Source organism: Streptomyces hilarionis, assembly GCF_024539675.1.
Lineage (GTDB): Bacteria > Actinomycetota > Actinomycetes > Streptomycetales > Streptomycetaceae > Streptomyces > Streptomyces hilarionis.
Map to the genome: position 1 here is coordinate 18132 of NZ_JAHHIT010000036.1, position 21886 is coordinate 40017.

Annotated in this window: 22 protein-coding genes; 10 read left to right on the forward strand and 12 right to left on the reverse strand. The window is 72.7% G+C overall.

What is annotated here, in order from left to right; genetic code table 11:
• Nucleotides 1–38 precede the first annotated feature (38 nt).
• From KMS84_RS05850 to ppdK, 3 genes are all read right to left on the reverse strand, one after another.
• Nucleotides 39–698, reverse strand: coding sequence for a CBS domain-containing protein (locus tag KMS84_RS05850; RefSeq protein WP_256914971.1), 660 nt, complete (start codon nt 696–698; stop codon nt 39–41).
• A 91-nt stretch (nt 699–789) separates the two neighbouring features.
• A complete protein-coding gene (locus KMS84_RS05855) occupies nt 790–1164 on the reverse strand; it encodes a hypothetical protein (RefSeq protein WP_256914972.1) in 375 nt (124 codons plus the stop codon).
• Nucleotides 1165–1306: 142 nt separating this feature from the next.
• Nucleotides 1307–4012, reverse strand: coding sequence for a pyruvate, phosphate dikinase (gene ppdK / locus KMS84_RS05860; RefSeq protein WP_256914973.1), 2706 nt, complete (start codon nt 4010–4012; stop codon nt 1307–1309).
• A gap of 486 nt (nt 4013–4498) precedes the next feature.
• Here ppdK and pflB point away from each other — a divergent pair, with 486 nt between their 5' ends.
• Both pflB and pflA read left to right on the forward strand, forming a co-directional pair.
• On the forward strand, nt 4499–6757 hold the full coding sequence (pflB, locus tag KMS84_RS05865) for a formate C-acetyltransferase (RefSeq protein WP_256914974.1): 2259 nt from the start codon (nt 4499–4501) through the stop codon (nt 6755–6757).
• Nucleotides 6754–7524, forward strand: coding sequence for a pyruvate formate-lyase-activating protein (gene pflA / locus KMS84_RS05870; RefSeq protein WP_256914975.1), 771 nt, complete (start codon nt 6754–6756; stop codon nt 7522–7524). Before pflB ends, pflA begins: the two co-directional genes overlap by 4 nt.
• Nucleotides 7525–7612: 88 nt before the next feature.
• Here the strand turns inward: pflA and KMS84_RS05875 are convergent, their stop codons facing one another.
• From KMS84_RS05875 to KMS84_RS05885, 3 genes are all read right to left on the reverse strand, one after another.
• On the reverse strand, nt 7613–8443 hold the full coding sequence (locus KMS84_RS05875; protein ID WP_256914976.1) for an oxidoreductase: 831 nt from the start codon (nt 8441–8443) through the stop codon (nt 7613–7615).
• A 183-nt stretch (nt 8444–8626) separates the two neighbouring features.
• On the reverse strand, nt 8627–9631 hold the full coding sequence (locus KMS84_RS05880) for an NADP-dependent oxidoreductase (RefSeq protein ID WP_256915024.1): 1005 nt from the start codon (nt 9629–9631) through the stop codon (nt 8627–8629).
• A 43-nt stretch (nt 9632–9674) separates the two neighbouring features.
• Entirely contained in the window at nt 9675–10361 is a 687-nt protein-coding gene (locus KMS84_RS05885; protein ID WP_256914977.1) for an SDR family oxidoreductase, read from the reverse strand.
• A gap of 116 nt (nt 10362–10477) precedes the next feature.
• Between KMS84_RS05885 and KMS84_RS05890 the strand changes: the two genes are divergently transcribed.
• Both KMS84_RS05890 and KMS84_RS05895 read left to right on the forward strand, forming a co-directional pair.
• On the forward strand, nt 10478–11038 hold the full coding sequence (locus KMS84_RS05890; protein ID WP_256914978.1) for a TetR/AcrR family transcriptional regulator: 561 nt from the start codon (nt 10478–10480) through the stop codon (nt 11036–11038).
• Between the two features lie 198 nt (nt 11039–11236).
• The gene (locus KMS84_RS05895; protein WP_256914979.1) at nt 11237–12109 is read left to right on the forward strand and encodes a ribosome-inactivating family protein; all 873 of its coding nucleotides are present in this window, start codon (nt 11237–11239) and stop codon (nt 12107–12109) included.
• A 200-nt stretch (nt 12110–12309) separates the two neighbouring features.
• On the opposite strand, the gene KMS84_RS05900 is transcribed toward KMS84_RS05895, so the two are convergent.
• On the reverse strand, nt 12310–13188 hold the full coding sequence (locus KMS84_RS05900) for a helix-turn-helix transcriptional regulator (protein WP_256914980.1): 879 nt from the start codon (nt 13186–13188) through the stop codon (nt 12310–12312).
• A gap of 103 nt (nt 13189–13291) precedes the next feature.
• On the opposite strand from KMS84_RS05900, the gene KMS84_RS05905 reads away from it, so the two are divergent.
• A complete protein-coding gene (locus KMS84_RS05905; RefSeq protein WP_256914981.1) occupies nt 13292–13987 on the forward strand; it encodes an SDR family NAD(P)-dependent oxidoreductase in 696 nt (231 codons plus the stop codon).
• Between the two features lie 134 nt (nt 13988–14121).
• Nucleotides 14122–14598 (forward strand): tautomerase enzyme, encoded by a 477-nt coding sequence (locus KMS84_RS05910; protein WP_256914982.1) that lies wholly within the window; start codon nt 14122–14124, stop codon nt 14596–14598.
• Nucleotides 14599–14667: 69 nt separating this feature from the next.
• On the opposite strand, the gene KMS84_RS05915 is transcribed toward KMS84_RS05910, so the two are convergent.
• Nucleotides 14668–15255 carry a TetR/AcrR family transcriptional regulator gene (locus KMS84_RS05915; protein WP_256914983.1) on the reverse strand — a complete coding sequence of 196 codons (588 nt, stop codon included), beginning with the start codon at nt 15253–15255 and terminating at the stop codon, nt 14668–14670.
• 81 nt (nt 15256–15336) lie between these two features.
• On the opposite strand from KMS84_RS05915, the gene KMS84_RS05920 reads away from it, so the two are divergent.
• Nucleotides 15337–15774, forward strand: coding sequence for a tautomerase family protein (locus tag KMS84_RS05920; protein ID WP_256914984.1), 438 nt, complete (start codon nt 15337–15339; stop codon nt 15772–15774).
• Nucleotides 15767–16798: a zinc-dependent alcohol dehydrogenase gene (locus KMS84_RS05925; RefSeq protein ID WP_256914985.1), complete on the forward strand. Its 1032-nt coding sequence runs from the start codon at nt 15767–15769 to the stop codon at nt 16796–16798. The genes KMS84_RS05920 and KMS84_RS05925 overlap by 8 nt, the downstream gene beginning before the upstream one ends.
• Before the next feature lie 133 nt (nt 16799–16931).
• On the opposite strand, the gene KMS84_RS05930 is transcribed toward KMS84_RS05925, so the two are convergent.
• Together KMS84_RS05930 and KMS84_RS05935 are read right to left on the reverse strand one after the other, a co-directional pair.
• Nucleotides 16932–17951, reverse strand: coding sequence for a terpene synthase family protein (locus KMS84_RS05930; RefSeq protein ID WP_256914986.1), 1020 nt, complete (start codon nt 17949–17951; stop codon nt 16932–16934).
• Between the two features lie 306 nt (nt 17952–18257).
• Nucleotides 18258–19226, reverse strand: a complete 969-nt coding sequence (locus KMS84_RS05935; protein ID WP_256914987.1) for an SDR family NAD(P)-dependent oxidoreductase — start codon at nt 19224–19226, stop codon at nt 18258–18260.
• Nucleotides 19227–19486: 260 nt separating this feature from the next.
• Here KMS84_RS05935 and KMS84_RS05940 point away from each other — a divergent pair, with 260 nt between their 5' ends.
• Complete coding sequence (locus KMS84_RS05940; RefSeq protein ID WP_256914988.1) at nt 19487–20011, forward strand: hypothetical protein; 525 nt, start codon at nt 19487–19489, stop codon at nt 20009–20011.
• A gap of 35 nt (nt 20012–20046) precedes the next feature.
• Entirely contained in the window at nt 20047–20523 is a 477-nt protein-coding gene (locus KMS84_RS05945) for a hypothetical protein (RefSeq protein WP_256914989.1), read from the forward strand.
• A 201-nt stretch (nt 20524–20724) separates the two neighbouring features.
• Here the strand turns inward: KMS84_RS05945 and KMS84_RS05950 are convergent, their stop codons facing one another.
• Nucleotides 20725–21390: an SDR family NAD(P)-dependent oxidoreductase gene (locus KMS84_RS05950; protein WP_256914990.1), complete on the reverse strand. Its 666-nt coding sequence runs from the start codon at nt 21388–21390 to the stop codon at nt 20725–20727.
• A 60-nt stretch (nt 21391–21450) separates the two neighbouring features.
• Nucleotides 21451–21861, reverse strand: a complete 411-nt coding sequence (locus KMS84_RS05955; RefSeq protein ID WP_256914991.1) for a (R)-mandelonitrile lyase — start codon at nt 21859–21861, stop codon at nt 21451–21453.
• Between the last annotated feature and the right edge of the window lie 25 nt (nt 21862–21886).

Here is a 21886-nt window from a genome sequence, read left to right on the forward strand (position 1 = left end):
GCCCATCGGCCCCTCAGCCCCTCGGCGCGGCGGTCCGCTCACCGCTCCCGGGCGCCCCAGACGCCGGTGTCGCCGGGCGCCGGCGGTGCGCAGTCGTCGACGTCGAACGCGAGGGCGTTCATCACCCCGACGACGCCTTCCAGCCGCCAGACCGCGTGGACGGCCTCGGGGACCTGGCTGCGCAGCCGCACACGGCCGCCGAGGGAGACCACGCCGTCGCGGACGGAGACGCGGACGCTGGCCGGGTCCAGCCCCAGCCGGCCGGCGAGGACCTCCTCGGCCACCTGGCGCGCGATGTCCTCGTCCGTCCGCAGGAACACCCGCAGCAGGTCCCGGCGGGTCGCGATGCCGATGAGCCGGTCCTCCTCGTCGATGACGGGGAGCCGCTCGACGCCGCGGCGTTCCATCAGCCGGGCCGCTTCGGGGACGGTCTGCTCCGGATGCACGGTGACCGCCGGGGTCGTCATCAGGTCGTGCGCGGTGACGGGGCCGGTCGGATCCTTTCCCGACCGGCCTGCCTGTGCGCGCACCAGGTCGGTGCCGGACAGGACACCGATCACCTTGTCGTCGTCGTCGACCACGGGCAGACCGTTGATGTGGTGGTGGTCGAGCAGCCGGACGAGGTCCTTGAAGGGCGTCGTACGCCGGGCCTGCACGACGTCGCTGGTCATCACCTGACCGACGGTGTGGGATGTCATGGCGGGTCACTCCTCGACTCCTGCGGCGAGGCGACGGCGGGCAGCGGACCCGGGACGGGTCCGCTCGCCACGGGGCCGACGCGCCGCCTGCTCACTTCGGGCCCCCGCGCCACCAAGGCGGTACGGCCGTCCTGCGGGTCTCCCGCGCGCGGTGCGCGATGTGCTCCGCGCGCCCGCGCAGGCGGTCGTGGAGACGGTCGGCGAGTTCCCGGGCGCTCGCCTCGCGGGCGTGGACGACGACGAGGTCGCCGCCGACGCGGATCTCGGCGCCGGCCGACCAGGGCAGCCCGACATGGTGCGCCGCCGCTCTGACGACCCGCACCTCACCGCTGACGGGCGGGAATCCCGGCCGGGCCAGAGCGGCGCCGACCTTCTCCCGCAGGTACGCGAGCGACTCCTCGTCCACGTCACCGTCGGCACGCACCCGCACGGCGTCGGCGCGTGCGCCGATGTCCTCGGCAGTCATGGGTTCCACTCCCTGTGCTCGTCCCGTCGGCAGTGCCGTCCGGCTGACCTGCCGTCCTGCTGTCCGCTCCGCAGTGGCCTAAGGGCCGGGCGGCCCGGGCCGTGTGACGGAGTCACAGGGCCGCGGCGGCGGCCCTCGCCCGTCACCTGCTGTCGCTTCCGCCGCCTTCGTCGGTCGCCTCCAGCGCGGCCCGTCCCGCCTCCAGGCGGGCGACCGGCACGCGGAACGGCGAGCAGGAGACGTAGTCCAGTCCCGCCGCGTGGAAGAAGTGCACGGACGCGGGGTCGCCGCCGTGCTCGCCGCAGACGCCGATCTTCAGGTCGGGGCGCGCGGCCCGGCCCTCGTCGACCGCGATCCGCACCAGGCGTCCCACTCCGTCGCGGTCGAGGGTCTCGAACGGCGAGGCGCTGAAGATTCCCTTGTCGAGATAGGCGGAGAAGAACGCGGCCTCGACGTCGTCGCGGGAGAAGCCCCAGGTGGTCTGGGTGAGGTCGTTGGTGCCGAAGGAGAAGAACTCGGCCTCCTCGGCGATCCGGCCCGCCGTCAGCGCCGCCCTGGGCAGCTCGATCATGGTGCCGACGGGGCAGTGCACCGGGACGCCGGACTCCTGGGAGACCTCGGCGAGCACCCGCTCCACCTCCGCGCGTTCGATGCGCAGTTCCTCGACGGCGCCGACCAGCGGCACCATGATCTCCGCCCGCGGCGAGCCCCCGGCCCGCGTGCGCCGGACGACGGCTTCGGCGACGGCCCGGACCTGCATGGCGACCAGCCCGGGCACGACCAGGCCGAGCCGGACGCCGCGCAGCCCCAGCATCGGGTTCTCCTCGTGCATGCGGTTGACGGCGTCGAGCAGCTCGGCGTCGTGCGCGGCGGGCTCGGCGCCCTGTGCCCGGGCGGCGGCGACGCGCACGGCGAGGTCGGTGCGGTCGGGGAGGAACTCGTGCAGGGGCGGGTCGATGAGCCGGATGGTGACCGGCAGGCCGTCCATCGCCTCCAGGATGCCGGTGAAGTCCTCGCGCTGGAGCGGAAGCAGCGCGCTCAGCGCGGCCTCCCGTTCGGTCTCGTCGCGAGCCAGGATCATCGCCTCGACCAGGGTGCGGCGCTCGCCGAGGAACATGTGCTCGGTACGGCACAGTCCGACGCCCTGCGCGCCGAACCGTCGGGCCCGGGCGGCGTCCTCGGGCGTGTCGGCATTGGCCCGCACCTCCAGCCGTCGCGCGGCGTCGGCCCGGGCCAGGAGGCGGGCGACCGCGGCGACCGCGCCGGTCGCGGCCCCGTCGGCGGAGCCGTCCTCGAGGAAGCGGATGACCGCCGAGTCGGTGAGCGGCACCGTCCCGCTGTACACGGCTCCGGTGGAGCCGTCCACGGAGACGATCCTCCCCTCCTGGACGACGGTGCCGTCCGCGGCGGTGAAGCGGCGTTCCCCGATGTCGACGGCCAGCCCCTCGGCGCCGCACACGCAGACCTTGCCCATCCCCCGGGCGACCACGGCCGCGTGGCTGGTCTTGCCGCCGCGGCTGGTGAGGACGGCCTGGGCGGCGATCATGCCGGGCAGGTCGTCGGGGGTGGTCTCCTGGCGGACCAGGACCACCTTCTCGCCGGCCTTCGCGCGTCGCACCGCCTCCGCGGAGTCGAACACCGCCGCGCCGGCCGCGGCGCCGGGCGAGGCGGGCAGACCCCGGACGAGCGGCTCACCGGCGTGCGAGGTGTCGAACCGGGGGAACATCAACCGGGCCAGCTGCTCGCCGGACACCCGGGCGAGGGCCTCGTCCGGGGCGATGAGCCCTTCGTCCGCGAGTTGGGCGGCGATGGCGAAGGCGGCCTCGGCGGTGCGCTTGCCCACGCGCGTCTGGAGCATCCACAGGGTTCCGCGCTCGATGGTGAACTCGATGTCGCACAGGTCGCGGTAGTGCCGTTCCAGGGTCCGCAGGTGCGCGCTCAGCCGCGCGTGGGACTCGGGGTCCAGGCGCTCCAGTTCGGTCAGCGGCACCGTGTTGCGGATGCCGGCGACGACGTCCTCGCCCTGTGCGTCGGGCAGGTAGTCGCCGTACAGGCCGGGCCGGCCGGTGGCCGGGTCGCGGGTGAAGGCGACACCGCTGCCGGAGTCGGGGCCGAGGTTGCCGAACACCATGCGCTGCACGGTGACGGCCGTGCCCAGGTCGTCGGCGATGTGCTCACGCCGCCGGTACAGACGGGCGCGTTCACCGTTCCAGGACTGGAACACCGCCAGCACCGACCGGCGCAGCTGCTCGGCGGGCGACTGCGGGAAGTACTCGCCGCTCTCGCGGTGGACGAGCTCCTTGAACGTCTCGACCAGTTCGGCCAGGTCGTCAGCGGTCAGCCGCACGTCGTCCGGAACGCCGCGCGCCTCCTTCAGCTCGGCGAGGGCGCCCTCGAAGCACCCGGCGTCGACGCCCATCACCGTGCTGCCGAACATCTGCACGAGGCGGCGGTAGGAGTCCCAGGCGAAGCGCTCGTTGCCCGAAGCCTTGGCCAGACCGAGGACGGAGTCGTCGTTGAGCCCGATGTCGAGGATCGTCTCCATCATGCCGGGCATGGAGAACCGGGCGCCGGAGCGCACGGACAGCAGGAGCGGGTCGTCGGCCTGCCCGAGCAGCCGGCCCGCGGCGCTCTCGACGGCCGACAGGTGCGCGGAGACCGCCGACCACAGGCCCGCCGGTTCACTGCCGGTGTCCAGATAGGCGCGGCACGCCTCGGTGGTGAGGGTGAAGCCCGGGGGCACGGGCAGGCCCAGCCGGGTCATCTCGGCGAGGTTGGCTCCCTTGCCGCCGAGCAGGGCGGCCATGTCCCGGCGGCCCTCGGAGAAGTCGTACACGTACCGGCCCATGACGCGCGCTCCTCAGCTGCGGGGATTCGTCCTTCCAGCGTGGGCGGCGCCCGCGCCACCCGCGAGGTGCCGGGGGTCCTCCTCGGGAGGCCGACCGGCCCTGCGTCCGCACCGGTGGGGGCGATCCGCACGTGGCGAGGCCGCCGACGCGGCCGAGGGACGGACCCGTGCCCTGGCCCCGCACACGCTCCGCGGCGGCGTGCGCAGACGTCGACGGCCGTCGACGTCTGCCGGCTGTGCGGCCGTCCGGTCGGTTCCACACCGCGCCGCCGCCCGTTCCCGGCACAGGCGACAGACGACACGCGACAGGCGACAGGCGGCGGGCGGCCGCGGGCCGTGAAGCCGCCCCGTGGGGCGGCAGGGCCGAACGTCCCGTCCGGCCGGGGCCACCGGGGCCGCCGCGCTGCCCTGACCGGCACTCCTCGCCTCCCACGCGGGGGACGACGATCGGCAGTGAACGGAGACGTCCCGACGAGAGGACCTGTGATGACGGCGACGGTGACAGACGGCCCCCGGACCGCGGACGCCTGGCGGGGGTTCGCCGCAGGCGAGTGGTGCGAGCACGTCGACGTGCGGGACTTCGTCCAGGCCGCCTACACCCCCTACGAGGGCGACGGCTCCTTCCTGGCCGGGCCGACCGACCGCACCCGCGCGGTGTGGGCGAAGGTCAGCGCACTGTTCCCGGAGGAGCGCAGCCGGGGCGTCCTCGACGTGGACGCCGCCACCCCCTCCACGATCACCTCGCACGCGCCCGGCTACATCGACCGGGACCGCGAGCTGATCGTCGGCCTTCAGACCGACGCCCCGCTGAAGCGGGCGATCATGCCCAACGGCGGCATCCGCATGGTGGAGAACAGCCTGAAGGCGTACGGCTACGAGCCCGACCCCTGGGTCACCAAGGTCTTCGGCACCTACCGCAAGACCCACAACGACGGGGTCTTCGACGCCTACACCCCCGCGATGCGCACCGCCCGCAAGGTCGGCATCATCACCGGCCTGCCCGACGCCTACGGCCGTGGCCGCATCATCGGCGACTACCGCCGGGTCGCCCTCTACGGCACCGACCGACTCCTGGAGGCCAAGCGCGCCGAACGCGCCCTCCTGGACGCCGAGCCGTCCACCGCGGACGTCATCCGCGACCGGGAGGAACTCGCCGAGCAGATCAAGGCGTTGGGGGAGCTGACGGAGATGGCCGCCGCCTACGGCTGCGACGTCTCCCGTCCCGCCGCCACCGCCCACGAGGCCGTGCAGTGGCTCTACCTCGGCTACCTGGCCGCGGTGAAGGAGCAGAACGGCGCCGCCATGTCGCTGGGCCGCACCTCCACCTTCCTCGACGTCTACCTCCAGCGCGATCTCGACGAGGGCCTGATCGACGAGACGCGCGCCCAGGAGCTGATCGACGACTTTGTGATCAAGCTGCGGATCGTGCGGTTCCTGCGCACGCCCGAGTACGACGCCCTGTTCTCCGGCGACCCGACCTGGGTGACGGAGTCCATCGGCGGCATCGGCCTCGACGGCCGCACGCTGGTGACCCGCACCTCCTTCCGCTTCCTCCAGACGCTGTACAACCTCGGCCCGGCCCCCGAGCCGAACCTGACCGTCCTGTGGTCGCCCCGGCTGCCCGCCGGATTCAAGGAGTTCTGCGCCCAGGTGTCGATCGACACCAGCGCCGTCCAGTACGAGTCCGACGACCTGGTGCGCCCGCGCACCGGCGACGACACCGCCATCGCCTGCTGCGTCTCCGCCATGGCGGTGGGCCGGCAGATGCAGTTCTTCGGAGCCCGCGTCAACCTCGCCAAGGCCCTGCTCTACGCCGTCAACGGCGGCCGGGACGAGATGACCGGCGAGCAGGTCACGCCCGAGATGCCGGCGCTCATGGCCGAGTACCTCGACTACGAGGAGCTGTCCGCGGCGTACGACCGCGTCCTGGACTGGCTGGCCGGGACCTACGTCGACGCGCTCAACGTCATCCACTACATGCACGACAAGTACGCCTACGAGCGCCTCGAGATGGCTTTGCACGACCACCCCGTGCACCGCTTCATGGCCTGCGGCATCGCCGGCCTGTCGGTCGCCGTGGACAGCCTCTCGGCCGTCAAGCACGCCAGGGTGAAGGTGTTCCGGGACGCGACGGGGCTGGCCGTGGACTTCGCGACCGAGGGGGAGTTCCCGGCCTACGGCAACAACGACGACCGTGCCGACGCCCTCGCCGTCGACCTGGTCGAGTCGTTCATGGCGAAGGTGCGCCGGCACCCCGCCCACCGGGACGCCGAGCACACCCAGTCCGTGCTGACCATCACCTCGAACGTGGTCTACGGCAAGCACACCGGCAACACCCCCGACGGCCGCCGCGCCGGACAGCCCTTCGCGCCCGGCGCCAACCCGATGAACGGACGCGACCGGCACGGTGTCGTCGCCTCCGCGCTGTCGGTGGCGAAGCTGCCCTACGAGGCGGCCCGGGACGGGATCTCGCTGACGACGACGATCACCCCCGAGGGACTCGGTCACGCGCCCCAGGAGCGAGCCGGGCACCTGGTGGGCATCCTCGACGGCTACATGGCGGCCGGTGGCTTCCACATGAACGTCAACGTCCTGGACCGGGCCACCCTGGAAGACGCCATGGAACACCCGGAGAAGTACCCGGAACTGACGATCCGGGTCTCCGGCTACGCCGTGAACTTCGTCCGCCTGACCCGCGAGCAGCAGCTCGACGTGATCAGCCGCACCTTCCACGGTTCGCTGTGAGCACGGCGCACACCGTGCAGGCAGACCCGTCGCCCGGCCCGGTCACCGGCCGGATCCACTCCTGGGACCTGTCCACCGGCGTGGACGGTCCCGGGACCCGGTTCGTCCTCTTCGTCAGCGGCTGTCCGCTGCGCTGCCTGTACTGCGCCAACCCCGACACCTGGCGCCTGCGCGACGGTCGCACGGCGACGGTGGACGAGGTGATGACCGAGATCGAGAAGTACCGGCCGTTCCTCGCCATCGCCGGCGGAGGAGTCACCGTCACCGGAGGGGAGGCGCTGCTCCAGCCGGCCTTCACCGGCGCCCTGTTGCGCCGCTGCAAGGAAGCGGGACTGCACACCGCGCTCGACACCTCGGGATTCCTCGGCGCCCGCGCCGGCGACGACCTCCTCGCGGACACCGACCTGGTGCTGCTGGACATCAAGTCCTTCGACATCGGCGCCTACCACCGGCTGACCGGCGGTGACCTCGCCCCCACCCTCGCCTTCGCGACCCGGCTGAACCGGCTCGGCGTGCCCCTGTGGATCCGGTACGTCCTGGTGCCCGGATGGACCGACGACCTGCGAGCCGTGGACGGACTGGCCGAGTTCGTCGCCGGCCTGGACACGGTCGACCGCGTGGACGTCCTGCCGTTCCACAAGCTCGGCGCGGCCAAGTACGAGGCTCTGGGCATCCCGTTCCCGCTGAAGGACACCCCGACCCCGGACGCGGCTCTCACCGAGCGGGTCCGCGAACGGTTCCGCGCACACGGCAAGCCGGCCTACTGAATCCTCGGAGGCGGGCGTCTGTCGGAAGGCTCGTCGACACCTGTTCGTCCCGGCGGTCGGCCGGCCCGCCGGCGCCGGTCCCGCGGCCTCAGCCCGCCGGTCTGTCGCCCGCCAGTTCGTTGAACGTGCGGATCTGCCGGTCGAAGATCCGCGCGGGCACGACGCGGCGCAGCAGGCTGAGACGCTTCGCGAACGGGCCGGCGGTGTACCGCAGTCTCGGCCTGCGGGCAGTGGCGGCGGCGACGATCGCCCGGGCGACGACGGTGGGGGAGTCGCCCCCCTTGACGGCCTCCGCGACCACCCGGTCGGTGACGCGCCGTTGTCGTGCGTAGGCAGGCAGCGGTGTGTCGGGCTGCACGATGTTCCCCTCGAACGCGGTGTTCGTTCCGCCGGGTTCGACGAGGAGGACGCGGACGCCGTGCTCGCGGACTTCGTGGTCGAGGGACTCGGAGTAGCCCTCGATCGCGTGCTTGGACGCGACGTAGACGGCCATGTAGGGCTGCGGGATGAATCCGTAGATCGACGACAGGTTGACGATGCGGCCGCTGCGCCGGGCCCGCATGTGCGGCAGGACGGCCTTCGTCATGCGCAGGACGCCGAAGACGTTGATGTCGAAGACGTGCTGGTCCTGCGGCAGGGAGCTTTCCTCGGCGGCGCCCGTCGAGCCGATGCCCGCGTTGTTGACCAGGACGTCGATCCGGCCGAACCGTTCGACGACCTGCCGGACGAGCGCGGTGACCGACGCGTCGCTGGTCACGTCGAGGTCGAGGAAGGTCACGCCGTCGCGCGGGGTGACCTTCGAGGCGTCGCGGCTGGTCCCGACCACGTCGAAGCCGGCTTCGGCCAGCGCGAGGGCTGCCGCTTGTCCGATGCCGGAGGAGGCGCCTGTCACGAGTGCCACCGGTCGTCGTCCGTTCATGGTGAGCTCCTGGGGGTCCGGTCGTTTCCTGGGGCGCGGACCGGCAGGGGGCGCGGTTCGTCGCCGGGGGAGGGGAGAGCGCCGTGGCGCTCCGGCGGGTGTGAGGGGGCGGAGGAGCCGCGCGGTGGCCCGGCGGGCGTCGGGGTCGTGCCCGGGGGCCGCGCGCAGCCACGAGCGGCGCCGTCACGTCATCCGGACGACGACCTTCCCCGCCTTCGCGCGCCCCCGCGCGACGTGGTCCATCGCCTCCGGGGTCGCATCGAAGGGGAAGACACGGTCGACGACGGGACGGATCCGGCCGGCGTCGACGAGCGCGGTGATCTCGCGCAGCTGGTCCCCGCTCGCCTTCATGAACAGGAACTCGTAGGTCACGCGACGGCGCCGGGCACTGCGCCGGACGGGGAAGCTCAGGGCGCTCATGGCCGTCCGGAGCACCGGGCCGGCCCCCAGTTCCCTGGCGAAGGCCGCGTCGGGAGGGCCCGCGATGCTGATGACCTTCCCGCCGGGCCTGAGCACCTGGAGGGACCTCTTGAGGGTCTCGCCGCCGACCGGGTCGAGGACGACGTCGTAGTCGTGCAGCAGCGTCTCGAAGACCTGCTTCCTGTAGTCGACGACGGTGTCCGCGCCCAGGCTCGCGACCAGGTCGACGTTGGCGGTGCCGGTGGTCGCGGCCACGTGCGCGCCCAGGTGCCTCGCCAGCTGGACGGCCACGGTGCCCACGCCGCCCGAGCCCGCGTGGACGAGGACCTTCTGCCCCGGCCGGACGTGGGCGCGCTGGACCAGCGCCTGCCAGGCGGTCAGGGCGACCAGGGGGAGGGAGGCGGCCTCCTCCATGGTGAGCGTCGCCGGTTTGGGGGCCACGTCGTCCTGGTGCACGGCGATGAACTCGGCGAACGTGCCGATCCGGTCCTTGCCGGGCCGTGCGTAGACCTCGTCGCCCGCCGAGAAGCCCGTCACGGCGGAACCCGTCTCGACCACGACCCCGGCCAGGTCGTTGCCCAGGACGAAGGGCACCCGGTACGGCAGGATCGCCTTGAAGTCCCCGGCCAGGATCTTGACGTCCAGGGGGTTGACGCTCGCGGCGTGGATCCGCACCAGGACGTCGTGCGGACCGGCGTGCGGGCGCGGCGTCCGCGCGGCGCGCGGGCCCGCCTTGTCGCCGTAGCGCTCGACGGTGAAGGCCCTCATCGTCGTCGCCATGTCGTCTCCATGTCCTTCGTCGGATGCGCGCTCATGCCGCGTTCGGCGCCAGGGCGAGGCCCTGCTTGACGGACCGGGTGAGGTCGTCGGCGAGGATCTCGGGCAGGCCCCGCTCGATGCCGTCCAGGGCCTGGGCGGCGACGTCGGCGGGGTCGGTCTTCTGCTCCGCGGGAATCACCCTGGCCATGTCCGTGTCCATGTAGCCGACGTGCAGTGCCGAGACGGTGATGCCGCGGGGCGCCAGTTCCTCGCGGGCGGCGTCGGTCAGCGCCCAGGCGGCGGCCTTGGCCGCCGCGTAGGCTCCGAGGCCGGCCGGGTGCAGCCAGGACAGCACGGACAGGACGTTGAGCACCGCGCCGCCGCCGTTGCCCTCGATGACCGGGGTGAACGCCCGGGTCACGGCGAGCGGCCCGAAGAAGTTGGTCTCCATCTCCAGCCGCACCGCGTCGGGGTCTCCGGCGAGCAGGGGCGTGCCGGTGGAGATCCCCGCGTTGTTGACCAGGAGCGTCGCGTCGGACGCGACGCGCGCCGCGGCCCGGATCGACTCCTCGTCGGTCACGTCCAGCAGAAGCGGGGTGACCCCGGCCAGGTCCACGCTCTCGGGACGGCGCGCCGCCGCGTAGACCTTGGCGCCGCGCTCGACGAGCTGGGTGGCCAGTCGGCGTCCCAGTCCCCGGTTTGCCCCGGTGACCACGGCGACCGCGTTGTCGAGTTCCATGTCCGCTCCTTGCGCTGACGGCCGTCCGGGAGTCGGACGGCCTGATAAATGATGACCGTAATCTAATACGGGAGTCTAGAATAGATGGCGACTGACATCCAACTGGGAGGTGGCCGATGGGTCGCGTGTCACAGACGCAGGCGCAGGAGAACCGGCAGCGGGTCGTGGAGACCGCCTCCCGGCTGTTCCGTGAGCAGGGCACGCAGGTCAGCGTCGCGGACCTGATGAAGGCCGCCGGCCTCACGCACGGCGGCTTCTACAAGCAGTTCGCCTCCAAGGAGGCGCTCGTCGACGAGGCCACCGCACACGCCTTCGCCGAACTCGCCCGGCTCCACACGGCCGGGATCGAACGGCACGCCGGGCAACGCGAGGCCGCCCAGCGGGAGATGATCGAGAGCTACCTCTCCGTGGAGCACCGCGACAACGCGGCGGGCGGCTGTCCCGTCGCCGGCCTCGCCTCGGACATGGCGCGCGCGAACGGCGATCGTGAGGCGCACCGGGTCTACGCGGAGGGCGTGCGCGCCTTCGCCGACGCCCTCGCCACCGACGGTGAGGACGGCGTCACGCGACTGTGCACGATGCTCGGAGCCCTCGTCCTGGCCCGCGCCGTCAAGGACTCCCCGCTCTCGGAGGAGATCCTCACCACGGCACGCACGGCCCTGACGGCGGGCGACTGACCCGGGAGGCATGGGCCTGCTCCGACGCCCCGCAGGCCGGAGTCCGGGCGGCGGCGCGGGAGGGCGCCTTCGGTCGAGGCACCTGTGCGTTCTGGGACACATGACGATGCGCAGCCGGACAACTCCGCCGGCCCGAGGGCTCCTAGCCTCATGCCTCGACAGGACTGACCACCCTTGACCCGGAGACACGAGGACACCGTGCTGAAACGACTTTGCTCCGCCCTGCTGACCCTTGCCGTCTCGATGGGCCTGGTGACGGCGCTGAGCGGCACCGCGTCCGCGACCAACTACCAGGTGATCGACTGGCACGTCTCGAACATCACCAGCGGGGGGAACACCCACCACCAGAACTACTGGAACCTGATCGACGCGATCCACCGCTACACCTACGGTGAGGCGACCGGCGTCAACAGCGTCACCGAGACCACCACCGAGCGGGGCCGCCTGATCCAGGTGCGCGTCCTCGACACCGGCAACGTCCATCTCGCGTCGGTCTACCTGTGGGCCAACGACCTCTACGTCGCCGGCTTCTACGCCCCGCAGACCAACTCCCACTGGGCCTTCCAGGACCGGATCAACGAGTTCCAGACGGCGCTGGGGGTGACGGTCCCCGCCAATCGCCGGATCGCCAGCGGCAACTACAACGACATCCCGGGCGGCAACACCCGCGGATCACTGGCGCCCAACCCCGAAAACATCTACACCGCGATGCGCGACCTCGGCCGCGCGGCCGCGTACAACGAGACGACGGGACGCGCGGTGCTGATGGCGACCCAGATCTTCTCCGAGGCCGCGCGCTTCGGCGTCGTCTTCGACGTCGTCCGGGGCAACATCCAGAACCCCAACCGGAACCGGCCGCTGAACTACGACGGCGGGGATCGCGGGCCCATCCTCGCCGCCAACGTGGAGAACCAGTGGGGGGCCATCAGCAGGTTCATCCGCAACGCGCGCGCCAACCCGTCCGGCCAGAGCATCTACGTCATGGGGCACGCCGTCACCACCATCGCGGCGCTGCTGTACTACGTCGGCTTCGTCGAGGCCAACGGGGCCATCATGCACGGCAGTTCCTGAGCCCGCCCCCTGATGCGACGCCGGTCCCGCCCGCTTCGTGCGGCGCCGGCGAAGGCATCCGGGACGATCCGCGACCTCCTGGTCGTCACCTCATCCGAGGCGCCCGCACTCGCCGAAGCGCGAGACCTCGCGGGCGCCTCGACCGTGCCGGTCCACCGCCGACGACGATTCACCGCGTCGGCCACGACACGGCCCGATCGTCACGGCGTGGAGAACAGTCCGGGCCCCGGAGGCGAGGAGTCGTCGGCGCGGACGCCGTTCGTGACCCGCAAAAACTCCAGCTTCTCCGCATCGACGGATCCGGCCGCCACGGTGTAGACGACGAGGCGGACGTCGCAGCCCGGAACGGTGAGCACGTCGCAGTCGCACGTCACCTCGCCCACCTGGGGGTGCACGACGGTCTTGCGGGCCGAGACGTGCGGACCGACCGCACCCTCGTCCCACAGCCGGCCGAACTCCGCACTGGTGGAACGCAGTTCCTCGACGAGACCGGCCAGCCCACGGTCGCGCGGGTAGGTGACGAGTGCCGAGCGCAGGTCGGCCACGAGGGCCGGTCCCAGGGCGTCGCCGTCCTGGAGGACGGGCCAGGCGGCGAGCCCTGAGGGGCCCACCGAGAAGACCGCCCGCGTCAGGTTCCGCTCGGCGTGTGTCCGTGCGCCGGGGTCGCCCAGCAGCGCGGCCCATGCGGGCGTCCAGGACAGCAGGGTCCAGTCGGCGCTGAACACACCCACGGGGAACTCCCCGAGTCGGGCCAGCATCCGTTGGACCCCTGCCGGCACGTGGGTGGAGACCATTCCCTCCTGGGGAGGAAGGAGGCCGGCCAGCCGGTACGCGTGATCGCGTTCCATGGGCTGTAGTTGGAGGGCCCTGGCCAGACTCGCGACGACCTGCGCCGAGGGGCTCGTGGCGCGCCCCTGCTCCAGACGCACCACGTAGTCGACCGACAACCCCGCGAGTTCGGCCAGTTCCTCGCGTCGCAACCCCACCGCGCGCCGTCCGGGCCGCGAGGGCCGACCGACGTCGAGAGGGGAGAGCCGGTCGCGCCAGCGGCGCAATGCCGTGCCAAGGGTCTCGTCCACCCGACCATTGTGTCCGCCGGACGGCCGTCGTGCCTGGTACTGGCCGTCCTACCGTCGCGGAGGGCACTGGTCGCACCCTCGTCGCGGGCCGAGAGTGAGGGGCATGACCACCACATTCATCACCGGAGCCAACAAGTCCCTCGGGTACGAGACCGCCCGCCGTCTGATCGAGGCAGGCCACACCGTCGTCGTCGGCGCTCGCGACCCGGAGCGCGGCCGGGCGGCCGCCGACGCACTCGGCGCCCGCTTCGTCCGGATCGACGTCACCGACGACGCGTCCGTGGCCGCGGCCGCCGCCGACGTGCGGGCCCGCGAGGGCGGCATCGACGTCCTGATCAACAACGCCGGCGTCCTCGGGACGCACCACCCCGCCGACGAGATCACGGCCGCTGACGCCAACGAGGTGTTCGACGTCAACGTCGTGGGGATCGTCCGCGTCACGCACGCGTTCCTGCCTCTGCTGCGCACGTCGGCGAACCCGGTCATCGTCAACGTCTCGAGCGGCATGGGGTCGTTCGGGGCCACGCACGATCCCGAGCGCGTCGAGAGCCGCCACGCCGCGCCGCTCTACACCGCGTCGAAGGCTGCCGTGACCATGCTGACCACGCAGTACGCGAAGTCTTGGCCGGACGTGAAGGTGAACGCGGCCGACCCGGGCTACACCGCGACCGACTTCAACGGGCACAGCGGCCCGCAGACGGTGACCGAGGGGACCGACGCGATCGTCGCCCTCGCCACCCTCGGGGCGGACGGACCGACCGGGACCTTCCGTGACCGGCACGGCGACATGCCCTGGTAGGCGGTCCCCGCACGCGGGCAGCGCCCGGCGGGCGCGGCACCCGGGGTCCCCTGGCCCGCGACCCTTCTATGACGGTCGTTATAGCCGCGTGTACGCTGGGACTGCTCTATAACGACTGTCATAGGAGGATCCTCGTGACGATCATCACCGTGAACACCCCGACGGGACGTCTGGGCCGGGAGCGGCGCCGCGTGCTGGCCCAGACCCTGACGGACGCCGTCCTCGTGCCCGAGGTGGGGCGGTTCGCCCCGGCCGCGCGGGTCGGATTCCAGGTGCATTTCGTCGAGCGCGAGCCCGACATGATGGCCATCGGCGGCCGGCTCCTCGCGGACGTCGGCGCGGACGCCGACGTCATGGTGATCGACGTGACGGTGATGGACGGAGACTGGCGGCAGGAGGTCAGGACCGCCGTCATCGAGCGCGTCCTCGCCGCGGTCGCCGACGCCTGCGACCTGCCGCGCCCGTCGCCGACCTGGTGGGTCACCTTCCGCGTCGTCGACGAGGGCAGCTGGGGCTCCAACGGCGGCGTGCTGTCGATTCTTCCGCTTCTCGACAGCGGTGTGTTCACCGAGGAGAAGGCCGGGGCGATCCGCGCCGCACTCGACGCGTGACCTCGGACAGGTGTGTCCGTCTCCCGGTTCCCGGCGCCGCCGGACTCCGGTGTCGCCGGACCCGGTGGGTCAGTTCTCGGTGGCGGCGGCGGCGATGAGGGCCTCGAGCTGTGCGGCCGTGTGATCGAGGGGCCGGGTGCTGCGCTGGGCGCGGCACATGGCCACCGTGCCCTCGACGGCCGCGACGACGAGCGTCGCGAGCTGCGCGGCCTGCTCGTCGTCGGCGCCGTGCTCCCGGAGGGAGGCGGCGAGCAGGCCCTCCCACTGGGTGAAGACCTCGGCCGCGGCCGCCAGGGCCGGTGGGATCCCGTCGGCGGGGGGTTCCTCGATGGCCACCGCCAGGACGGGGCAGCCCGCGTGGAAGTCGCTCTCGACGACGATGTCGCGCCACAGGGTGAGGAACGCCCGCAGCCCTGCGGCGGGGCCCGCCTCCAACTCCTTGCGCAGGCTGCGGGCCACCCACTCGCCCGTGAACCGGACGGCCTCCGTGGCCAGTTGCTGCTTGCCCTCGGGGAAGTAGTGGTACGTCGAGCCGAGCGGCGCCTCGGCGTGCTTGGCCATCTCCCGGATGCTCGTCGCGCTCAGACCGCGCCGGCTGATCATGTCGGCGGCGCCGGCCACGATCCGCTCGCGCGACGGCGTGCTGCTCTTGGGCACCTGTGCACTTCCCCTCTGGCTATAACGGCCGTCATAGTCTACCGTGACCGGCGAATATAACGAGTGTCATAGGAGTCGATCATGCCCATGATCCAGTTGACGGCGCCGACCGGCGCGCTCACGCAGGAGGGCCGCGCCACGGTGCAGCGCGATCTCGCGGCCGTCCTGCTGCGCTGGGAGGGCGCGCCCGACACGGCCTTCTTCCGCGCCCAGGCGTGGAGCTACGTCGTCGAGGTGCCCGTAGGCGCCCAGGTGACCGCCGAGGACGACGAGCCCCGCTTCCTCGTGGAGGTGACGGTGCCGCAGGGGGCCCTGTCCGAGCGCCGCAAGGCCGGACTCGTGGAGGACGCGACGCACACGGTCCTGGCCGCGGCCGGCCTCGCGCCGTCCGAAGCGCTGCGCGTCTGGGTGCTCGTGCACGAACAACCGGACGGGACGTGGGGCGCCGGCGGCTCCGTGGTCCGGTACGCCGACCTGGTCGCCCTGGCGAAGCAGGGCCAGGAGCAGGCCGATGCGTGAGCTGACGTACGTGGCCCGACGCACGGTCGAGTGGCGCGAGGCCCCGGACCCCACGGTGCGCTCCGCCGGCGAGGCGATCGTCGCGCCGGTCGCCGCCACCTCCTGCGACGTGGACTCCGCGATCCTGGCGGGCCACGGCTTCATCGACCCGCCGTTCGCCCTCGGGCACGAGTGCGTGGCCCGCGTGGTCGACGCGGGCGACGGCGTCACCACCGTGACCCCCGGCGACCTGGTCGTCGTGCCCTGGTCGATCAGCTGCGGCGCCTGTTCCCCCTGCCGCCGCGGGCTCACCGCACACTGCTCCGCGGTTCCGCACATGGCGATGTACGGCGCCCCGATCGGCGGCAGTTGGGGCGGACTGTTCTCCGACCTCGTCCGCGTCCCGTACGCCGACGCCATGCTCGTCCCGCTGCCCGCCGGTCTGGACCCGGTCGCGATGGCCTCGGCGAGCGACAACTGGTCCCTGTCCTGGCGTCTGGTCGCACCCCACCTCGAGGCCCGTCCCGGCGCCCGGGTCCTGGTCGTCGCCCGCGGCAGCATCGGCCTCTACGTCTGCGACATCGCCCGCGCCCTGGGCGCCTCGGACGTTCTGTACGTCGACCCCGACGCGGAGCACCGCAAGCTCGCCGAAAGCTTCGGGGCCCGTACCGCCGAGGCGATCGGCTCGGCGACCCGGCCCGGATTCGACATCGCCGTCGAGGCAACCGGCCGCGTCGACCAACTCGCCCTCGCCGTGCGGTCCCTGGCTCCCGAAGGCGTCTGCGAGTCCGCAGGCAACCACTTCCGCCCCGGCGAACTGCCCCTGCTCGACATGTACCTCACCGGCGTCACCCTGCGCATCGCCCGCGACAACGTCCGCGCCCACATCCCCGACGCACTCGACCTCGCCGCCTCAGGCGCCGTCGACCCCGCCCGCGTCGTCTCCCACGTCCTCGACTGGGAGCAACTCCCCGAGGCGCTGCCCGAGAAGCACCTCAAGCCCGTCTTCGTCCGCGACAGCGCCCCGGCCGGGCCCGCCCGCTGACCACGCCCGCAGCCCGCAGCCCGCAGCCCGCAGCCCGCAGGCCGCCGGCCCGTCGGCCCGTCGGCCGACGAGGACGCGATCCGGTCCCGGAACCGCGGACCCTCGGCGCCGCGGTCTGCCAGGGAACGAGCGGTCAGACGAGCGGACGGCTGTGCAGCACCCGGTCGAGGTATCCGGGCCCCGACGCCGGCACGACCTGCGCAGCGGCGCGGTAGCGCTGTGTCCCGGTCTGCCAGGCGTGGTAGCCGCTCATCCAGTCGGTCATCAGCCGGACATAGCCCTCGACCGCGGCCCGTTGCCCCGAGGGAAGGGCCAGCTGGGCGCAGACGGCGGGCACTTGTGCCGCCAGGGTCCCGAACCGCGCGACGAGCGCGTCCACTTCCGTGCGGGCGGCGGCGAGGGCCGCGGAGCGGGTGAGGCGCCGGGATCTTTCGAGGACGAGGACGACGTTGTCGACGTCGCCGCGGGCCTCCTCCTTCTCCAGCGAGTACACGTCGTTGCACATCAGGGTGACGTCGATGGCGGCCCGGCGCATGATGCGCAGCTGGGGGCTGTGGAACGCCGCCGCCGGGACGGCGATCCCGGCTGCGCGTTCGCCGAGCGACAGGGGCAGGTCGGTGGCGGCGATGCCGCGCCGGACCTGGAGGTAGGAGTCCAGGTCGGCGGGGGTGCCGCGGAGGCGGCCGGCCGCCTCGTGGGCGTGCGCGGCGAAGTAGTACTCCCATTCGTGTGCGGTACGCGCGATCCAGGCGGGGTGCGCGCCGTCGGCGGTGCGGGCCCTGATGTCGGCGAACGCCGCCGTGCACGGGTCCGCGCCCGCCGGCGGCGGGGCGCCGTGCGCGACGTCGATCAGCCGCTGGCACACCCGGGCGGTCTCGGCGGGATCCCGGCCGAGAGGGCCGTCGAACTGGTCGTCGAAGACGAAGAAGAAGCCCATCGCGTCCGCGCACAGGTCCAGCGCCGCGCCCCGGGCGTGGGGGAAGCCGAGCGCGGCCAGGCGGGGCATGTCCCAGGAGGTGTACCAGGCCTGGGACCGCTCGTCGCCGACCAGGCCGAAGCGGCGCACCCAGTCGAGGTTGTGGCGGCGGGCGCCGTCGAGGTCGGGGCTGACGGCGGCCACCGGAGGGAGGTCGAAGTCGATGTCCTGGGGCACGGGGCCTCCCGTGGTCGTGGTGGTGAGACTGGTCGTGATCGGGCGACCTCCGCGCCTGCCCCGGCCGCCGCCACTGGCGCTCCGGGCGAGCGGTGAAAGGTTTCGCCAAGTAGGGGGGTCGGCATCGAGGCGGCGCCGGCCGGCCCCTCGACCCTGCCGGCCCCTCGACCCCGTCGGCCCGCCGACCCTCGTCGACTCCCGTGGGCCCGTCGCCCGTCGCCCGTCGACCCCCGCCCGCCGTGCATCGGTGCCGGCCGCTGCATCCGCACCCGATCACCCCGAGGGACGTCCATCCGTGGTGGTCCGTCAATCCAGGGCGGCCGGAGTCTTGAGGTCGAGGGCGAGCGGCTCGCTGCTCCCGACGCCGAGCCTGGCGAGGGAGTAGGCCATCGACTCGCCGACACTCGACGGCGTGCGGAACGCCTCGGTCGCGCGGATCCGCGGCACGAGGGCCCGGACCGTCTCGGGTGTGGGGTCCGCCTCCAGGACCACGCCGTCGGTGGCGCCGAGGAAGATCCGGCCCACCCGGCGTCCGGCCGCGTGCAGGAGCTCGCCACTGCACGGCGCCGTCTCGTGGGCCAGAACGGCGACCACGGACGCGACATGCCGGACGGGGAACAGACCGGTGAGCAGCGCGGTCATCTGTTCGTCGTCCCGGACCGCCTCCAGGGACATCCGGGTGGCGGCCACGGGCACGACGGCGTTCACCTTGATGCCGACGGCGGCCCCCTCGGCCGCCGACGCCGTGGTCAGGCCGAGCACGGCGCCCTTGCCCGCGGCGTACACGCTGAGTCCGCTGTCGCCGAACAGGGCGTCGGAGCACGTGTTGACGATCCGGCCGTACCCGGCCGCCGCCATGTGCGGCCAGACCGCACGCAGCATGTTCAGCGTCCCGCCCACGTGGGTGGCGAGCACCCGGCGGCACTCCTCGTCGGTGAGCTCCGACAACGGGCGCAGGACGGCGATCCCCGCGTTGTTGAGCAGGACGTCCAGCCGCCCCCACCGTCGCATGGCGGCTGCGACCAGTCCCGCGGCGCCGTCCGTGGTGCCGACGTCGTGCACGTCGGCCACCGCATGACCGCCCGCGGCCCGGATCTCCTCGGCCACGGCGTGGGCGGGCGACGGCGACGTCCCGCGTCCGTCGGTCCCGGTCCCCACGTCGTTGACGACGACCTTCGCCCCTCGCGTCGCGAGGAGTGCGGCGTACTCCCTGCCCAGCCCGCGGCCCGCGCCGGTCACCACGGCCACCCGGTCATCGAAACGGATCTCGTCCACCCCGCACGCCCCTCCCCGCCGAGTCGTCGGAGCGGCTGCGCCCCCGACAACCGCCCACCCTGCCCGCGAGGCGCCCATCCGGAAAGGGAGCGCGCGCGGCGACCCGACGCAGCCGCACGCGTCACCGCCGCCCCGGCACACCCCGAATGCTCCGTCGCGCGCCGTTGTTGCCGCGCGGACTCCGTCTGGCGGTTCGTAGAGCCACAGGGATACCGTCGACGGATGCGGCCGCACGCGATGGAATCCCTCCCGGTGGCCCCGTGAGTGGTTGGTGGGACTACCTGGAGGAACGCACTCGCCGGGCGGTCGACGCCGACGTGCTGCGCGATCGCATGATCACAGCGGTCAAGTCCGTGAGGGATGCCCTTCGCCCTCTGGGGGTGAGCCTGCACGAGGCGGAGCAGGTGGTCCACGCGCGGTACGCGGCCCTCGGCGATCAGGTGCGGCGCAGGCCTCCCGACCCTCTCGACGTCCCTTCACTCGCCTCTCGCGCTGCGGCCCTCCCGGGTCGCGTGGCCGCTGTCGAGGCACTCTGGGACGGCGATACCGTCCACGACTGGTTCGTGCTGCTGGTCGTGGTCCTGGACGACCCGGACGGCGAAGGCCACCTGGCCACCGTGTACCACCGTCCTGGCGGCCCCCCTCCAGCCCTCGCCGCCGCAGAGGCCGGCCGGGCCCTGGCCGCCCACCTCAAGGCGCCGTTCCACTTCCCCTCCCCGAACGTCCCCGACGACGAAGCCCCTCGCTGGCGAACGGTTCGGCCCCGCCCGCAGGACCGTGAATGAGTGCGTCAGGTCGAGGTGTCGGGCAGTATCGCGGGGTGGCCGATCTGGTGTGGGACGACGTGAGGTCCTTCTTCGACCCTGACTTGATGGGGTCGTTGCCGGACATGCGTGTCTCGGATGCTTCGGTGCAGGACTGGCAGGCGGTCCTCGATCTTGTCGCGGAGAAGGGCTGGAAGTGCCAGTACTCCGAGGGAGAGACGTTGCTGCCGGTGCCCCGGGCGGAGGCCGTGCTGGCCCGCCGAGCGGACGCCGAGTGCCCGAACCTGCGGGTCTGGCCCACTGCCGATGTGCTGGCGATCTTCCGGTTCTCTGCCGACGACGAGGTCGACTTCGACGTCGACCTGCGGGAGTTGCAGGGCCAGGATCGACTCGATGTGTTCTGCGGCTTCCTGCGAGAGATCGGAAGGCGGCTCGACAAGCCCGTCCTGATGGACCCGGAAGGCCACTATGGCCATCCAGTGCTCGGCTTCGATGTGGAGACCGACCGTGTCGTGCTTCTCGTAGACCCCTAGTCCGGGTGGCCGAGCCGGTCGGCCGCGGTTCGTAATTCGTGGTTCGTGGTTCGTAGGAGGTTCCGTGGCGGGGCATCGCGCCCCATCGGCTCGGCGTGGTGCCGGCACTTCGGTCGCCTTCGCCGTAGAGCGCGGCTGCCGGAACCGCACGGAACCGACGGCGGTGAACTGCCCTGGCGATGAAGGGCGTTCAGGTTTCCGTCATGCGGGCATCGGCTCGGCGTAGTGCCGGAAGGCGCCGCGCTCGGTGTGGATGGCGTACAGCTGCTCGGCGAGCGCGTCGGGACTGGTGCGCTCGGCGTCCGGGTGGATGACGCCGGGGACGATCAGCTGGGCCGTGTGGATGTTCTGCGGTGCGAGAGTCCGGTGGAGCATCGCGGCGTACGCGCTCTCGGCGGCGAAGGCGACCGAGGTGCCGGCCCGCTCGGAGTGGGGGCGCACGGCGCTGGCGCCGTTGACGAACAGCAGCGTGCCCCGGCCCAGCTCCCGCATCCCCGGGAGCACGGCGTGCACACAGGTCACCGGGCCCGTGACGGAGAAGGCGAGCGGGTCCTCCAGGTCGGCCGCGGTGGTGTCGAGGACCGGCTTCATGAAGTCGGCGCGGGGCGCCGGACTGAACTGGAGGATCTCGACCGGCCCCAGGTCCTCGGCCGCCGCGCGCAGGGCGGCGGTCAGGGACGTGGGGTCGAGGACGTCGGCGGTGAAGCCGCGGGCCCGGACGCCGTCGCCGTCCAACTCGGTCGTGAGAGCGTCGAGGCGGTCGGCGTCGCGGGAGAGGAGCGCGACGCGGTGACCGGCGGCGCCGAAGCGACGGGCGGATGCCAGCCCCAGTCCGGGGCCGGCGCCGACGAGAGCGAAGGTGGTCACGTTGGGGCCTTTCGCAGGAGAGCGTGGACGAGGAGGGGGCGGCGGGACGGGGCTCCGGGGTCAGTCGGTTGCCGGGGCGGCGTGGTACTCGTCGTCGGTGACGGGGGCCAGCCAGTGCACGACCGCGTGGTCGTCGTCGCCCTCGTTGATGGCCAGGTGGACCATCAGGCGGTTCGGGGCGGCGCCGTGCCAGTGCTCCTCGTCCGCCTCGAACAGGACGCGGTCGCCCGGCCGGATGACCTCGACCGGGCCGCCCCGGCGCCCGCACAGGCCGACGCCCTCGGTGACGAAGACGGTCTGGCCCAGCGGGTGGCGGTGCCAGTGCGTGCGGGCGCCGGGCATGAAGTGCACCAGGGCGGCGGTGACCCGGGAGGGGGCGGGAGCGGCGGCGACGGCGTCGATGTAGACGTCGCCGGTGAACCAGTCGGCCGGCCCCTTGACGGTGTCGATCGAGCTACGGGTGATCTGCACGGAAGCTCCCTAAACGGGTGGCGGG

Coding starts and splice junctions, on each gene's coding strand:
- KMS84_RS05880 (WP_256915024.1), bottom strand. CDS start 9,631: ATGAGGGCCTTCACCGTCGAGCGCTACGGCGACAAGGCGGGCCCGCGC.
- KMS84_RS05875 (WP_256914976.1), bottom strand. CDS start 8,443: ATGAACGGACGACGACCGGTGGCACTCGTGACAGGCGCCTCCTCCGGC.
- KMS84_RS05890 (WP_256914978.1), top strand. CDS start 10,478: ATGGGTCGCGTGTCACAGACGCAGGCGCAGGAGAACCGGCAGCGGGTC.
- KMS84_RS05925 (WP_256914985.1), top strand. CDS start 15,767: ATGCGTGAGCTGACGTACGTGGCCCGACGCACGGTCGAGTGGCGCGAG.
- KMS84_RS05850 (WP_256914971.1), bottom strand. CDS start 698: ATGACATCCCACACCGTCGGTCAGGTGATGACCAGCGACGTCGTGCAG.
- KMS84_RS05920 (WP_256914984.1), top strand. CDS start 15,337: ATGCCCATGATCCAGTTGACGGCGCCGACCGGCGCGCTCACGCAGGAG.
- ppdK (WP_256914973.1), bottom strand. CDS start 4,012: ATGGGCCGGTACGTGTACGACTTCTCCGAGGGCCGCCGGGACATGGCC.
- KMS84_RS05905 (WP_256914981.1), top strand. CDS start 13,292: ATGACCACCACATTCATCACCGGAGCCAACAAGTCCCTCGGGTACGAG.
- KMS84_RS05855 (WP_256914972.1), bottom strand. CDS start 1,164: ATGACTGCCGAGGACATCGGCGCACGCGCCGACGCCGTGCGGGTGCGT.
- KMS84_RS05885 (WP_256914977.1), bottom strand. CDS start 10,361: ATGGAACTCGACAACGCGGTCGCCGTGGTCACCGGGGCAAACCGGGGA.
- pflB (WP_256914974.1), top strand. CDS start 4,499: ATGACGGCGACGGTGACAGACGGCCCCCGGACCGCGGACGCCTGGCGG.